Origin of the sequence: Methylophaga sp. SB9B, from assembly GCF_004832235.1 — a bacterium.
GTDB lineage: Bacteria > Pseudomonadota > Gammaproteobacteria > Nitrosococcales > Methylophagaceae > Methylophaga > Methylophaga muralis.
Genome location: NZ_SSXS01000003.1, coordinates 1 through 13,539, shown reverse-complemented (window position 1 = coordinate 13,539; position 13,539 = coordinate 1). Strand labels below are relative to the sequence as shown.

At 44.1% G+C, this 13,539-nt stretch carries 18 protein-coding genes, 1 tRNA gene and 1 pseudogene; 4 read left to right on the top strand and 16 right to left on the bottom strand.

Annotated features, from left to right (window positions below; translation table 11 throughout):
• Positions 1-19: 19 nt before the first annotated feature.
• The 9 genes from ahpC to queA all read right to left on the bottom strand — a co-directional run bounded on the left by ahpC (position 20) and on the right by queA (position 6,907).
• Positions 20-586 carry an alkyl hydroperoxide reductase subunit C gene (ahpC, locus tag E8Q33_RS04030; protein WP_069296347.1) on the bottom strand — a complete coding sequence of 189 codons (567 nt, stop codon included), beginning with the start codon at positions 584-586 and terminating at the stop codon, positions 20-22.
• 177 nt (positions 587-763) lie between these two features.
• Positions 764-835: a pyrroloquinoline quinone precursor peptide PqqA gene (pqqA, locus tag E8Q33_RS04025; RefSeq protein WP_081443609.1), complete on the bottom strand. Its 72-nt coding sequence runs from the start codon at positions 833-835 to the stop codon at positions 764-766.
• Positions 836-947: 112 nt separating this feature from the next.
• The gene (bioA, locus tag E8Q33_RS04020) at positions 948-2,252 is read right to left on the bottom strand and encodes an adenosylmethionine--8-amino-7-oxononanoate transaminase (RefSeq protein ID WP_136553016.1); all 1,305 of its coding nucleotides are present in this window, start codon (positions 2,250-2,252) and stop codon (positions 948-950) included.
• Between the two features lie 94 nt (positions 2,253-2,346).
• On the bottom strand, positions 2,347-2,679 hold the full coding sequence (locus tag E8Q33_RS04015) for an iron-sulfur cluster assembly accessory protein (protein WP_069296345.1): 333 nt from the start codon (positions 2,677-2,679) through the stop codon (positions 2,347-2,349).
• A gap of 4 nt (positions 2,680-2,683) precedes the next feature.
• Positions 2,684-3,826, bottom strand: coding sequence for a cysteine desulfurase family protein (locus tag E8Q33_RS04010; protein WP_136553014.1), 1,143 nt, complete (start codon positions 3,824-3,826; stop codon positions 2,684-2,686).
• Positions 3,827-3,844: 18 nt separating this feature from the next.
• Complete coding sequence (locus tag E8Q33_RS04005) at positions 3,845-4,303, bottom strand: Rrf2 family transcriptional regulator (protein WP_069296343.1); 459 nt, start codon at positions 4,301-4,303, stop codon at positions 3,845-3,847.
• 50 nt (positions 4,304-4,353) lie between these two features.
• A complete protein-coding gene (gene cysE, locus E8Q33_RS04000) occupies positions 4,354-5,148 on the bottom strand; it encodes a serine O-acetyltransferase (protein ID WP_136553012.1) in 795 nt (264 codons plus the stop codon).
• Positions 5,145-5,879 carry an RNA methyltransferase gene (locus tag E8Q33_RS03995; RefSeq protein ID WP_069296341.1) on the bottom strand — a complete coding sequence of 245 codons (735 nt, stop codon included), beginning with the start codon at positions 5,877-5,879 and terminating at the stop codon, positions 5,145-5,147. The genes cysE and E8Q33_RS03995 overlap by 4 nt, the downstream gene beginning before the upstream one ends.
• Complete coding sequence (gene queA / locus E8Q33_RS03990) at positions 5,876-6,907, bottom strand: tRNA preQ1(34) S-adenosylmethionine ribosyltransferase-isomerase QueA (protein WP_136553010.1); 1,032 nt, start codon at positions 6,905-6,907, stop codon at positions 5,876-5,878. Before queA ends, E8Q33_RS03995 begins: the two co-directional genes overlap by 4 nt.
• Before the next feature lie 127 nt (positions 6,908-7,034).
• On the opposite strand from queA, the gene E8Q33_RS03985 reads away from it, so the two are divergent.
• The 3 genes from E8Q33_RS03985 (at position 7,035) to E8Q33_RS03975 (ending at position 9,220) form a co-directional block, all read left to right on the top strand.
• A tRNA-Leu gene (locus E8Q33_RS03985) sits at positions 7,035-7,119 on the top strand.
• A 303-nt stretch (positions 7,120-7,422) separates the two neighbouring features.
• The gene (locus E8Q33_RS03980; RefSeq protein ID WP_136553008.1) at positions 7,423-8,895 is read left to right on the top strand and encodes a hypothetical protein; all 1,473 of its coding nucleotides are present in this window, start codon (positions 7,423-7,425) and stop codon (positions 8,893-8,895) included.
• A 25-nt stretch (positions 8,896-8,920) separates the two neighbouring features.
• Positions 8,921-9,220 (top strand): hypothetical protein, encoded by a 300-nt coding sequence (locus E8Q33_RS03975; RefSeq protein WP_136553006.1) that lies wholly within the window; start codon positions 8,921-8,923, stop codon positions 9,218-9,220.
• 55 nt (positions 9,221-9,275) lie between these two features.
• Here E8Q33_RS03975 and E8Q33_RS03970 read toward each other — a convergent pair whose 3' ends face one another.
• The gene (locus E8Q33_RS03970; protein WP_136553005.1) at positions 9,276-9,776 is read right to left on the bottom strand and encodes a hypothetical protein; all 501 of its coding nucleotides are present in this window, start codon (positions 9,774-9,776) and stop codon (positions 9,276-9,278) included.
• Between the two features lie 35 nt (positions 9,777-9,811).
• On the opposite strand from E8Q33_RS03970, the gene E8Q33_RS03965 reads away from it, so the two are divergent.
• Positions 9,812-10,144, top strand: coding sequence for a hypothetical protein (locus E8Q33_RS03965; protein ID WP_136553003.1), 333 nt, complete (start codon positions 9,812-9,814; stop codon positions 10,142-10,144).
• A gap of 60 nt (positions 10,145-10,204) precedes the next feature.
• On the opposite strand, the gene E8Q33_RS03960 is transcribed toward E8Q33_RS03965, so the two are convergent.
• The 6 genes and pseudogenes from E8Q33_RS03960 to E8Q33_RS15910 all read right to left on the bottom strand — a co-directional run.
• Positions 10,205-11,131: a hypothetical protein gene (locus tag E8Q33_RS03960; RefSeq protein WP_136553001.1), complete on the bottom strand. Its 927-nt coding sequence runs from the start codon at positions 11,129-11,131 to the stop codon at positions 10,205-10,207.
• The gene (locus E8Q33_RS03955) at positions 11,132-11,635 is read right to left on the bottom strand and encodes a hypothetical protein (protein ID WP_136552999.1); all 504 of its coding nucleotides are present in this window, start codon (positions 11,633-11,635) and stop codon (positions 11,132-11,134) included.
• Positions 11,590-12,060, bottom strand: coding sequence for a hypothetical protein (locus E8Q33_RS03950; protein WP_136552997.1), 471 nt, complete (start codon positions 12,058-12,060; stop codon positions 11,590-11,592). The genes E8Q33_RS03955 and E8Q33_RS03950 overlap by 46 nt, the downstream gene beginning before the upstream one ends.
• Before the next feature lie 192 nt (positions 12,061-12,252).
• Entirely contained in the window at positions 12,253-12,642 is a 390-nt protein-coding gene (locus E8Q33_RS03945) for a hypothetical protein (protein WP_069297153.1), read from the bottom strand.
• 347 nt (positions 12,643-12,989) lie between these two features.
• Complete coding sequence (locus E8Q33_RS16650) at positions 12,990-13,406, bottom strand: DUF1566 domain-containing protein (protein WP_211116100.1); 417 nt, start codon at positions 13,404-13,406, stop codon at positions 12,990-12,992.
• Positions 13,407-13,418: 12 nt separating this feature from the next.
• Positions 13,419-13,539, bottom strand: a pseudogene (locus E8Q33_RS15910) (IS3 family transposase); the annotation flags it as partial.

Genomic DNA, 13,539 nt, shown 5'->3' with positions numbered 1-13,539 from the left:
AACTTGCTGCAGATTTTCTTTAGATTTTGCCAACCAAATCCAGAGATGGTGACAAGGTTTCTTCACCTGGCTGCCAAGAAGCAGGGCAAACTTCACCATCATGTGAAGCGACATATTGAGCAGCTTGGATTTTACGAACCAGTTCTTTTGCACTACGGCCGATACCCAGATCGTGAACTTCACATACTTTGATCACACCTTCTGGATCGATAACAAATGTGCCACGCAGCGCCAGACCTTCTTCTTCAATCATCACTTCAAAGTTACGGCTGATTGTGCCTGTCGCATCAGCAAGCATCGGGAAGTTGATTTTCTTGATGGTTTCAGAAGCATCATGCCAAGCTTTGTGAGTAAAGTGGGTATCAGTAGATACTGAATAAACTTCAACGCCCATTTCTTGCAGTTTTGGATAATGATCAGCTAAGTCACCCAACTCGGTAGGACAAACAAAAGTGAAGTCGGCTGGGTAAAAGAATACAACAGACCACTTACCTTTCAGATCAGCATCAGTAACAGGTAGAAACTCACCTTTGTGAAATGCAGTGGTTTTAAACGGTTTAATTGTAGTATTGATCAAAGTCGACATGGTCTACTCCTTGTTGATTGTCAAAAGCGACAGAGGCCATTCTATGGCCCGAAGATGCAACGGTCAAACAACTTAATTCTATTAATATAATCGGAATAGGCGATTTGAAAGTTGCGGTTATAAAAAAAGCCCCTGGAGCTTAACTCCAGAGGCTTTTTAAGTACTTTTGAACCGATATTAACGGTTGCAAATGTACATGGTTACTTCAAAACCGAAACGCATATCTGAATATTCTGGTTTAGTCCACATGATCATTTCTCCATTCTATTTTAAGGTTAACGCTATCCGTTTTTTCTGGATAACGTGGAGTGATACTACGCCGCACAAACCAGAATACTATCAGGCATAAACTTGTTCGAGCTCAGGATTTTACTGATTCACTGAGCTTGTTGACGATGGCTTTAATCGCTGTAGTGAGCGTGGTTAATTGTTCAGCGCTAATAATATAAGGTGGCATCACATAAATCATCGAACGAAACGGTCTTATCCAAACACCTTGCTCAACGATAAATTTAGGCAACCAGTCCATAAAGCTATCCAAAGGCTGATTCAATTCAACGACTCCAATCGCGCCTTTTACTCGTACATCTTTTACTAAGCTGTGGGAAGACAATTCTTTAAGCTCATCAACCAACTGAGTTTCTATCGACAGCACGTTTGCCTGCCAGTCTGATTCGAGCAATACATCAATACTCTCGCATGCTACGCGGCACGCTAATGGATTCCCCATAAAAGTCGGGCCATGCATCAAAACACCCTGCCCATCAGCTGAAATGCCCTGTGCAACCTTGCTTTGGCATAAAGTGGCTGCGAGTGTCATATAGCCACCGGTAAGTGCCTTACCCAGGCATAAAATATCGGGCACCACACCAGCGGCTTCATAAGCAAACAGATGTCCAGTTCGGCCAAAGCCAGTAGCGATTTCATCGAATATCAGCAACACATTATGTTGGTCACATAAAGCTCGGAGTTCACTCAGATATTGCGGACAATAAAACCGCATGCCACCTGCGCCCTGCACCAATGGTTCAACAATCACCGCGGCTAGTTGTTCATGGTTGGCTTCGATTAATGCACGCATTTCAGCAATATCACTGTCTTGCCAATCGGCGTCATCACGACAGGTTGGTGCCGGTGCAAATAAATGTTGGGGTAATACTTTGGCAAATTGGGAATGCATGCCATTGACTGGATCGCAAACCGCCATCGCCCCGAAGGTATCACCGTGATAGCCACTTCTCAGTGACAGTAGTTTTTGTTTGTCGGCTTTGCCCTGAGCAAACCAGTATTGAATCGCCATTTTGATAGCAACTTCAACTGAAACTGAGCCGGAATCTGCCAGAAAAACATATTGCAGGACATCATCGGTGATATCGATTAATCGTCGCGCCAAACTGACTGCAGGATCATGGGTTAAACCGCCAAACATCACATGCGACATTTTATCGAGTTGATCTTTAGCAGCTGCATTTAACCTTGGATGTCCGTAACCATGAATGGCTGACCACCAGGACGACATGCCATCAATAATTTGGCGACCATCAGCCAGCGTTAAATACACGCCTTGTGCTGAAACCACCTCATGTAATAACGGTGGATTTTGCACGCTACTGTAGGGATGCCAGAGATGCTGAGCATCAAATTGCAGATTGTTAAGTTCAGTCATGGAAGAGATTCAATCACAGCTCATAGGCCAGGTAAAACAAAACTGCCCGTTAAAACCTTAACGGGCAGTTTGAAAAATAGACATAGAGATTAGTTTATTTGGTAACGCTAAAGCTCTCACCACAGCCACATTCAGAGGTAACATTCGGATTTCTGAATTTAAAGCTTTGGTTCAACCCTTCCTTAACAAAATCCAGGATCATGCCTTCCAATAACGGCAGGCTGTCTTTGTCGACGACCACTTTGACATCGTCCTGTTCAATAATCATATCGTTTGCTGCCACCGCATCGGCATAATCCAATGCATAGCTGTAACCAGAGCAACCGCTTTTGACTACGCCAATACGCAAGCCGATGCCACTGTCACGTTTAGCGACCATGTCACGTACGCGTTTTACTGCTGATTGTGTCAATGTAATTGTTGTCATTTTATTACCTGTTCATCAAATGGTTAAAACGACTGGCCTCTTTTTCAATTACGACTGCCAGCTGTTCAATTTGTTCTTTGGTGTTTTCCAGTGAAACACTCACCCGTATCGCTCCAAGAGCCGTCATATCATCAATATTCATTGCTTTAAGCACATGGCTAGGGGTTTGTCTTCCTGTGCCACAGGCTGATCCGCTGGCGACTGAAAAGCCTTTGCGGTCCAGTGCCATCAATAAGGTATCTGAATCGAAACCCTGTAATGAAAAAAACACCGTATTGGGCAAACGTTCAGTTGACTGGGCAAAAACGGTAACGCCAGGAATTTCCCGTAGGCGAATTTCCAGCAGATCCCTTAATTCACGGCAATGCCGCTGATAATGCGTTAATTGCTGCTTTGCTTGTTCAGCTGCTGCACCAAATCCCACTATCGCCGCGACATTTTCGGTGCCGCTGCGCTTTTCATGTTCCTGGCCACCACCTAATACATAGGCTGGCCAATCCAGTTTTTTATCAACAATCAGCGCACCGATACCTTTTGGCCCACCAAATTTATGCGCAGACAGGCTCATCATCTGTATTCCAGCTGCCTGAAAATCGATTTCCAGTTTGCCGGCCGCCTGCACCGCATCACAATGAAACAGGATTTCGCGTTCTTTTGTCAGCTTGGTTAACCGTGCAATATTCTGCACCACGCCGGTTTCATTATTTGCCCACATAACCGATACCAGACGCGTGTCATCGGTTAATAAGGTTTCGAATATCTCGATATTGATCAGACCATCGGCGTTCACCGGGATAAACAACACTTCAAAACCTAGTTTTTGCAAGCGTTTGGCTGGTTCTAATACCGCTGGATGCTCAGTGCTACCGATTAAAATTCTGCCAGAATCAAATAACTGGGCAACACCGCTGATAGCTTGGTTATTCGACTCAGTACCACCACTGGTAAAAATGATTTGTTCAGCTTCAACATTCACCAAATCTGCAACTTGCTGACGGGCGTGATCAAGCGCGGCATGGGTATATCGGCCAAAGCGGTGAGTACTGGAAGGATTACCTTGTTGCTGCTTTAGATATGGCAACATTGCTTCTAGTACACCCTCAGCTAGACCTGTTCCGGCATTATGATCTAGATAAGCAAAAGACATAAGACTCTGTAGTCAGATCTAAAAGGCATCAAATTTGATGACTTTTTCACTGCTATTACGATTATTCATATTACGTTCGTAGTCACTCACAACATGATGCAAGGTGATACCAGCCAGATAGACGCGAATTTGATCACTTAGGCTTTGCCACAATTCGTGGCTGACACATTGCTCATCAGCATGGCAATTATGTTTACCCTGACATTGTGTGCTGTCGACTTTTTCATCGACTGCTGATATCACATCCAGAACAGTTATTTCTGTGGCTGATCGGCTCAACCGATAACCACCGCCAGGGCCACGTGAACTGCTCACCAACCCCTGTTTCCGCAAGCGGGCAAATAATTGTTCTAAATAAGAGAGTGAGATCCCTTGACGCTCGGAAATATCAGCGAGGGTAATCGCTCCGACACCGTAATTGAGACTTAAATCGAGCATCGCAGTCACTGCATAGCGACCCTTTGTCGTTAAGCGCATATTGATTTCCTATCAAGAACTATTTTGGTAGTTTTCCATACCCGACTATTTTAGTCAACTTTAGCTGAATCGGTGTCTTTATCTAACTCACAACCTTCTAATTCCGGCATCGTCACATCTGGCATTTCACCGCCCAGTCGATGAATCGTTTGGCACATTGCATCCATGCGTTTCTCCATAAGATGAATGTGTTCAATCAGGCCATGAATTGCAGATGCCACCGGATCCGGTGTTTGAGTTGAGGTACCGTAAGCATCAAAACCAACCGACTGTGCCAGTTTTTCCTGAGCTTTTAAGTCAGGATTTTTTTGGCTTCTGACCACCCGGCCGGGAATACCCACCACTGTTTCGTTTGCTGCAACATCCTTGACAACCACAGCATTAGAACCAATTCGGGCACCATCATGAATCGTAATCGGACCCAACACTTTTGCCCCAGCACCTACGACAACATTATTGGTTAACGTCGGATGGCGTTTACCGCCTTTCCAGGATGTGCCGCCTAATGTCACACCATGATACAGCGTGCAATCATCGCCAATTTCAGCGGTTTCGCCGATTACCACACCCATGCCGTGATCAATAAAAAACCTTCGACCAATTTTGGCACCGGGATGAATTTCAATGCCAGTCATCCACCGACCAATAGTTGAGATAAACCGAGCCAACCACATCCAGCCTTTTTTCCATAACCAATGACTGAAACGATGCAGTGTTAGAGCATGTACGCCAGGATAAGTCGTGACGATCTCAAATACATTACGCGCTGCAGGATCTCTGTCAAAAACGCAGTAGATATCTTCCTTAAAACGCTGCCAGCGGGTTACATGTAATTGGTCGTTCATTTTGAACTCCTCGCTTTGGTCTCTGCTGCACGCAAAATGCCATGCAAAATCTGAACTTCATTGCGGTCAAGATCTGCCCGGTTAAATAATCGGCGAATCCGCCGCATTAAATAACGCGGATTGGTTGGATCTAAAAAGCCGATGGTGGTCAGGCTTCTCTCAAAATGGTCATATAAATGCACCAAATCTTCAGCGTTGATTGCTTCGCGATCCTCGCCCACCCGACCACGTTCAATGGTCGGGTTGAAGCTCATACGTAATTCATAGGCCATAACTTGCACAGCTGCCGCCAGATTTAATGAACTGTATTCCGGGTTTGCCGGAATATTCACCAGGGTATGACAAAGATCTAGCTCATCATTTGATAGACCCGAATGTTCGCGGCCAAACACAATGGCTATATGGGTGTCGTCATCGTATTTTTCAAGCGATGTCACTGCTTCCCGCGGATTCATTAAAGGTACCGCCAAATGCCTGAGCCGGGCACTCATACCAAACACATGCTGACAGCCAGTTATTGCTGATTGCAGACTGTCATGCACCACAGCTTTGGCAAGCACATCATCAGCACCAGAAGCTCGTGCTGTTGCTTCGGCATTCGGATACATTTTCGGTGAAACCAGATGCAAATTAGATAAGCCCATCGTTTTCATCGCCCTCGCAGAAGCGCCGATATTGCCCGGATGTGTTGTGCCTACCAAAACAAAGCGAATGTTATCTAAAAGCGTCATGCGGTTTTCCTAGTGATAAACATAGCGTCACCGTAACTGAAAAAACGATAACGTTGCTCAATGGCGTGATGATAGGCCGACATTATATGGTCACGTCCGGCAAAGGCTGAGACCAGCATCAATAAAGTCGATTCGGAAAGATGAAAATTAGTAACCATCGCATCGACCGACCGAAATTGATAGCCCGGATAAATAAAGATATCGGTTTCGCCGGAATAGGCGGCAATTTCGCCACTTCGTGACGCACTTTCCAATGCTCTGACACTGGTAGTGCCCACGGCAATCACTCGTCCGCCTTTTTCGCGGGTTTGACGAACCTTTTCACAAACAGTTTCACTGACTTCAATGCGTTCGGAATGCATTTGATGCGTACGAATATCCTCAACCCGCACCGGCTGAAATGTTCCTGCACCGACATGCAAAGTGACTTCGGTCATGTCGATACCACTGTCGCGAATACGCTGCATCAGCTCATTATCAAAATGCAGTCCGGCAGTCGGAGCGGCTACCGCGCCGATTTGCTTGGCATAAACGGTTTGATAACGATCCAGATCGCTTTTATCTACTTCGCGCTCTATATAAGGAGGTAATGGTAAGCGTCCATATTGTTCGAGCGCCTCAATTACATCGCCTGCAATATCAAACTTGAGTTCAAATAACGCATCCTGACGGCCCAGAACCTCGGCACGAAGCTCATTTTCAAGGATTAAAATTCGCCCTGCTCCAGGAGACTTACTGCTACGAATATGGGCCAGCACACGTTTATCGTCCAATACTCGTTCCACCAATACTTCAATCTTACCGCCGGTTTCTTTTTCGCCTAACAGGCGAGCCGGAATGACTTTGGTGTTATTGAATACCAACAAATCATTGGGTTTGAGTAAATCCAAAAAGTCGCTGAACTGGCGATCGGCCAATCCACCACTGTTACCATCAAGTGTCAGCAAGCGGCTGGCAGTTCGATGTTTTGACGGATACTGGGCGATTAACTCCGGCGGGAGTTCAAATTGAAAGTCGGTACGTTGCATGGCGAGATCATAGCAGAGCTATTGTAATTTTCGTTAGGTAAAATCGTGCCCAACCAGGAAATTCGCATTAAAAGGTAAAAACGGGCTTTCATAATCGAACAGCCCTCGTTATAATGCTCGGCTTGTTGCCGGGGTGGCGGAACTGGTAGACGCGCCGGATTCAAAATCCGGTTTCTTCGGAAGTGCGAGTTCGATTCTCGCCCTCGGTACCAACATTAACCTAGTATTATCAATAGGTTATCCAGAATATTAAAGCCCCATCAGTTATGCTGATGGGGCTTTTTATTTGCATCAATGTCGTTAGATTTTCATTTGTTTTCCTGAGCCCTTTTGGTTGTCCCCGCTTCATAGTTAATTCTTAACGACAAGCACAACTCTCCCCACTCCCACAAAAATATCAATGTTTCTAGGCAGTGCATGGCTCCAATATATCGTTCCAGTTAAATTTAATTTTGGATCGCTCTGGTTATCATCGACAGCTTCCGGCTATTATTTGGACATAGGAGAAAGTCCAGATGAGTGATATACGATATATCCATTTAAGCCGTAAACACCTACTACCAAATAAACAACCTGGCATGCCGAGCAGAGCCATGGGAGCTTTGCTAGTTATGCTGATGGCAATCTATTCAGCAATGGCTACAGCGAATATTGATCACGAATCTGCAGAAATACATCCCAGTTGTTTAGACATTGATCCCAGAACCAGCTTGCGTAATGATTTTTTACTAGAGCCGCTCGATTTGAACTGCCCTCAAACAGGTTCGAGTAGTGATGTCTTTGATTATTTTGGTTATACAACTTACGAACGTCCGAGAGACCCCGCGGGTGAACGTCGTGGATCGTTGGGTTATCAACGATTTGCAGCAGATGATGGCACAGCACTTTATCTGCTTCGAACTGAATCGGGAGGTAATGCTGTTTCCACCGAGATAATGACCGGTAAAGAGGTCAAAAAATCGAATCAGCGGTTACTTGAGCAGGGGCAATTGCACAGTGCTGGCGAAGACTGTCAGGGGGTCAGTGATATCTGGATTGAACCAGACGATGCTATTCATTTAATCGTTGAGCTATCGGCTTATGAAGCACTTCAAGCCTTACTTCTACCGACATCCGGCCCACCGTCAGCAAGTCGAAAAACTCAACTCCTCAACGCTTTATTAAAGCAGCAACAGCAGGATGATTATCTGGACTTTCGGCGTGCTTGTGCCGTAACCGCAGAATATCGACTAGACAGCGCCAGTATGCAGCTTCAACTTACCATGCTGCGATTTGATATTGATGATGAACGTAGTGAAGATGCTTTTAATTGGTTTCAGTCATTACTGCCTGCTTCAGAAAATCTCGACGTTGCCATGATTTTGGAAGACGACCTGCCAAACATTCGTGACAAGCTAATGGCCCCCTTCAAAGATCAATACCAATTCGCTGTGCCTCAACAACCGGATGAAACGTTTTCGATATTTTTCCAACAACTCAAATCTGCTGTTGAGCGAAGAGATATTGTAGCCCTGCTCGAAATGACAACTAAAGATGTCATGCTTGGTTTTGGTGGCAGTGGCGGACATCAAGATCTTCAAAGCTGGCTGACACATGATAATGCTGATGATGACTGGCAGAGTTTGAGTGAAATGCTGGCGATCCCGGGGATTCAACTAAGTCCAGAAGTATTCTGCGTTCCCTATCCCGGCTGTGTGGGTAGCGAATCAGCAGATTTTTCTTTCGATACTTACATAACCATTCAGCCAAACACACCAATGTATGCCTTGCCAATGGATAATGCTCAAGTTTTACGCAAACTCAACTTTGAGCGGGTTGAGTGGCAATACCCCTATGACGATAAGGCCAGGTTTCGACTGGTACAAACCTTTGCAGGAGAACGCGGTTATATCGACAAAGCTTTATTACGCTCGCCTTTCGATATGCGTATGGAAATTGTCTCTACCCCGCAGGACTGGTTGATTCAATCCATATTGTCTGGTGATTAAAAACCTATTTTTAAGAGAAAAATGAATGCTTAATTTAATTCACGCCAGTGTATTGATTGCCAGTTTAATGGGCGAGCCTGACCCTTGTTACGATGTTGTGGAAAGGGCCAAATCATTGTCAGGGCCAGATCAACAGTTAAGTCTGCTTGGTGGTTGCCTTGCCAGCCGGAATACTGTTTTTGTGCATGCTGCAGTGGCAATCGAAATGGCCAAAATTGCCAATGAACATGGCATGCCAGAGGAAGTAGATCGCTATCTGGAATTACTGGAAACAATGATTGAAGGAATATATCTGGATTCCGTTGATTCGCAGCCGGAACAATAAAACGCAGCTTTTAACCACGCTGCATGCTCGCTCAATAATTGGGTCAAAATCGGTATCAGTCACCCTTGGTGATCGATTCAAAAAACGAACCCAATGCCCTATTGTTACCAATCTTTGATGCCTCCGCCAGCATCGCTTCACACCATTCCGTCATGTTACCGATTTGTGTGCCTAAGGCCTCAAATTCTTCTGCTTGAAGCATAATTTTTTCTGCTGTTGCAGATCCAAGAAAAGCAGCCTGTTGCATGGCAATATCTGCTGCAAATTGATAATCACTGTCAAAGTCTGAAGAAACGTGGCTTTGATGTAACTCTCTCAACAGAGGGCTATTATCGACATATCTTTTTGCCTGCTCTCTATCCCTTCTCGCCTGCAGTAGGTGTAAGCTTCCTGATAACTCAGACACTTCGCGGCTTTCAGACGATTTAGCCTGATATTCCAGTATGACCGGCATATACCCTGCGCAGTGGCCTGGCGTGAGTTCAACATCAGCAAATAACAAGCCGGGGAAAGCCACTAAAAACAATAGCATTAGATTTTTAATAGACCTTAACATCAAATAATTCCTTTATTGTTAACAAGGATCAGCAAATGCAGCTGTTTAAAATATCGCATCTAATCCTTATAGTTTTTTCTCTGGCCTTGTCGGCAACGTATGTTGCTGCTGAAAATAATGCTGTCAAACCACAAGAAACACAAGATGAACCATTTCTAAGTGAGAAGTTAACGGTTCGTGATCTGCATTTCATAGCATCTCTATATGGATATCAAGTCAATGTATTGGAAAAAGCTGCACCATTAACCGCTAAATCAGTCCACTTAACCTGTCTAGCAGAAAGTCAACGTTATCAGCAGCCTGTAGAAGTTGTTTTCAGTGCTTACAGTCTGCAAGTGAATCATTGTCGTTTGTTACCCAGGCTCTGAATACGTCACTGATTCTTAGGAGCTAGTGTTACTGAGTCGCTAAAGTATCAGCAACTAATATTAAACAAACAGGTAACGCATCCAGGAAATTGCAGGAACAAGCAACACTGTAAACAGAACTAAAGATGGAAAGAATAAAAGGTGTCGACTCTGGGGCAAACCATTTTGAGCACGATGGCGAGCTGAGAAAATCTCAATAACAAACACAACCATAAAAGAAGTACATGCAACAAAAACACTATAAAACAATAAATCTTCCCATTCTGTTTGGGTCATTGGCATCTCAACCCAATCACCAACAACAACTGTAACAGGTAGCAATACAAGCAATGAGGCCCAAACTAACCATATTCCCCAGCCAAATTTAATCGTATTGTTGGTTGATTCTTGAGCAGAAGCCGGAGCAGCCGTTTTGAGTTTTTGTTGTGCTGAATATTCAAGAGGCTGGTGTTTTTCCCATACCCAAACACCCATCCTCATGAAAAAAACAACGCCCATAATGATCCCAAAAAAAGAAAAAATAAAATTGACTATATAAGCGCCAACGTCTTTAAACTCTTCATATTGAACACGAGGGTCAATCGCGTAAATACTAAGATCTTCTTTGAGCCTATATAGTGGGACTTTTTCAAAGTCAGTGGGTATCGTTTTGCTGTGTAACTCGCGCGTTGAAATATGTGAATCATTTGGTAAGTTGAGTGTAAAGACATAACGCTCATTCTTAGTCCCCTCATTGAAAACCAGGTATTCGTCATTGGATAAGTCGATAGTTTGAATCTGGAGGCCGGCATTAGAATTGGTTGAAACATAACTATCATACTGCTCGACAAGCTCAGCAAGTTTATTAACGGTATACCATTCATTGCTAACGCCATCCCTAACTTTAACCAGTACACCGGTAAAAATAGCGTAGCCAATTATTGCAATTAACAACGTTACCGGCACTCGCCAAAGTATCGATAGAACCCACTTTAATTTTGTAATCATTTAGTTTTGAATCGGCCCGGCATAAAAGCCTTCGCCTCTATTTAATGCATTAATACCATTGCCGATTATAGCCTTTAAATTTCTATCAGCGGCATTATGTGGGTCATCTTCAAAAGTATAATTTATCTCGTATAACTGATTTCCTTGCTTAGTATCAACATCGAGATAGACCTCATCATCGTATGGGTCATATGCTTCTCTATAATCATAAGTCACTTCATACACCGAGAACTGTATCGTGCCGCCATTTCGTATGGCTTTATTCAGCTCCATAGCAAACATTAATTGGTAACTCCTGATGGGGAAATCGACAATATGACTTGTTTTTTCATCAGGGAGCCCTTGGGGCAACAAACTATTAAATCCAAAGGGCAATCTGTCATGAACCCATATGGGTACAGGAGTGTGAGTAAATGTCTGCATTGAGAGCTCTTCGCTGCCACCAACAACTTTTGCCTTTACAATAAATTCCGAAACGGCATCTTGCTGATTTTCCCATCGCACATCAGCAACCTTAGTTGCACAAAATCGACTAGCGGTGAATTGTCTGATGACGATAACTTACCACCTATGATTAACGTCGGTCGATTCAGTAAACCATCTTTGTCTGGGTGCTCACGCTTCTTGAGCGCCAATATCTCTTCATGAATAACAGAACCATTCATCCGCATACTGGTTGATGGCAACACCAGTGCCCGTTGGTAATAGGAATAGTCATTTAGCAGCTTTACTAAAGAATTGCCTTGCCCTTGCGAGACAGCTAGTGAGAAAACTTGGAAATCAGGCCCTTGAGACAGCTTTGGAACAACAAACATTGCTTGCTCTGGAGCAGGTATGTCGGAGCTTTGAGAAAATGCAGAGCCAATAAACAAATTAGAACTTACAAACAAAATAAGCAGCAGATGACGTAGATCAGTTGTTGCGTCCATATAAGTTTTGCTCCTTTTTACTACTTATCGTACTCAGACCGGTAAAGTGATTTAGCAGTACGGCCCTTAAATCTTTTGGCTAGACCTCAGGCCATTATTAGATAACTTTGAGATTCTCACAATAGTTAGGTGCTTCATCTATTTAATGAATAGCGTTACTCAATGATTCGATAATATTTTTCTTGGTGAAATTTAAGGTTTAAGATCTTTGATGGCTCGAGCGATCAGGCCCGGAGGATCATCCCTCCATAGTTCTCCAACACACTGCTCCCAAGCTTTAAACCCTTCCTGATCCTTGGTACTTTGAAAGGCAAGAAATGATGGATAACAAGTTAGCTCCATATTTCGATTAAAAAAACTTTCTGGAAGCAAATAAGGAAAAAAAGCGCGAACGAACTCCAGCTCTTCAGGCTGTTGAGTCATGTTACCCAAAGCCAATAGTTCACCTTCCGTCAAAGAGTTAACCCACTCCTCTGCCTGGGCTTCACCTTCTTCAATTGATTCCCATGTCAGAAGCATTTCAGCCGAATGGAGACTGGTTAATGAAGCTAGTAAAAAAATAAAAAGCGTTACAACTTTCATTTGCAGACTCTTAGAATATTGTCGTGGTAAGGATTAAAATTTTCTTAACTCACTAAAAAAATCGAGCTGAGTCCCAAGTTTACAGGCTTGGTTATGCTTACCATAATGTGAAATCTCTGCTGAATATCAGCGGGTATTACACTCCTCCAGCAGAGCAGAATTTTGTGTGGCACTCCAAGTCATGCCAGTTTCATCGAAGTAAAAGCTGAGGCCACATACTTTGCTTGAAAGCATCTTGCAGGTGGCCATGTTCAAGCCGGTGCTGTATTCGCCGCTGAGCTTATACATGACCCCATGGCAGACCTTGCATAGTCATGGGGCAGGCATAAGCTTTGCCAGTTGAGTAATTATTGAGTCTTCCTCAGGTCGCGCACCAAGCGCACATGGGCATCACGCATAAAGTTACTATGATAGGGGCCAACTAAGCCATGTCGGAAACTTATGGCCCAGCCGTTATGACCACCATTCTCATCAACATATTCCGAAGACGACCAAAAGAAATATTCTGGCGTTTTGGGAAATGCGACTAAGTTTATGGTGGGTTCTTGATAATCGCCAGAACATCTGCTGTTTATACCCTCATATGAACGAGATATACTCCGTTCATTGCTGGTACAGAGCACCAACGTATCTAACTCATTTACTGTTGGCAGTCGCCAACCATCTTTAACCTGCTTCATCGCTGACGGCCAGTTATAACCTTCGGCATATCCTGCACAGGTTTCACCTGTCCAAGTTTGGCCTAGACTGCAACGCTGCCAAATAAGATTGGGGTTCTACCCCGTTTCTACGGACGGTTTAAAAACGGTTGATAACTTCATATCGTCCTTAGCGACTCGTCTTCTCATCCGAGGATTATGGAATCGCTCAATATAGTCAAATAAATCCGCTTTGGCA

Bases quoted from the DNA above. Each gene is read 5' to 3' on its own strand.
- E8Q33_RS03970 (WP_136553005.1), bottom strand. From the start codon at position 9,776: ATGTTAAGGTCTATTAAAAATCTAATGCTATTGTTTTTAGTGGCTTTC.
- bioA (WP_136553016.1), bottom strand. From the start codon at position 2,252: ATGACTGAACTTAACAATCTGCAATTTGATGCTCAGCATCTCTGGCAT.
- E8Q33_RS03975 (WP_136553006.1), top strand. From the start codon at position 8,921: ATGCTTAATTTAATTCACGCCAGTGTATTGATTGCCAGTTTAATGGGC.
- E8Q33_RS03960 (WP_136553001.1), bottom strand. From the start codon at position 11,131: ATGATTACAAAATTAAAGTGGGTTCTATCGATACTTTGGCGAGTGCCG.
- E8Q33_RS04015 (WP_069296345.1), bottom strand. From the start codon at position 2,679: ATGACAACAATTACATTGACACAATCAGCAGTAAAACGCGTACGTGAC.
- E8Q33_RS03965 (WP_136553003.1), top strand. From the start codon at position 9,812: ATGCAGCTGTTTAAAATATCGCATCTAATCCTTATAGTTTTTTCTCTG.
- queA (WP_136553010.1), bottom strand. From the start codon at position 6,907: ATGCAACGTACCGACTTTCAATTTGAACTCCCGCCGGAGTTAATCGCC.
- E8Q33_RS03945 (WP_069297153.1), bottom strand. From the start codon at position 12,642: ATGAAAGTTGTAACGCTTTTTATTTTTTTACTAGCTTCATTAACCAGT.
- E8Q33_RS03980 (WP_136553008.1), top strand. From the start codon at position 7,423: ATGAGTGATATACGATATATCCATTTAAGCCGTAAACACCTACTACCA.
- E8Q33_RS03950 (WP_136552997.1), bottom strand. From the start codon at position 12,060: ATGGACGCAACAACTGATCTACGTCATCTGCTGCTTATTTTGTTTGTA.
- cysE (WP_136553012.1), bottom strand. From the start codon at position 5,148: ATGAACGACCAATTACATGTAACCCGCTGGCAGCGTTTTAAGGAAGAT.
- E8Q33_RS04010 (WP_136553014.1), bottom strand. From the start codon at position 3,826: ATGTCTTTTGCTTATCTAGATCATAATGCCGGAACAGGTCTAGCTGAG.
- E8Q33_RS03995 (WP_069296341.1), bottom strand. From the start codon at position 5,879: ATGACGCTTTTAGATAACATTCGCTTTGTTTTGGTAGGCACAACACAT.
- ahpC (WP_069296347.1), bottom strand. From the start codon at position 586: ATGTCGACTTTGATCAATACTACAATTAAACCGTTTAAAACCACTGCA.
- E8Q33_RS04005 (WP_069296343.1), bottom strand. From the start codon at position 4,303: ATGCGCTTAACGACAAAGGGTCGCTATGCAGTGACTGCGATGCTCGAT.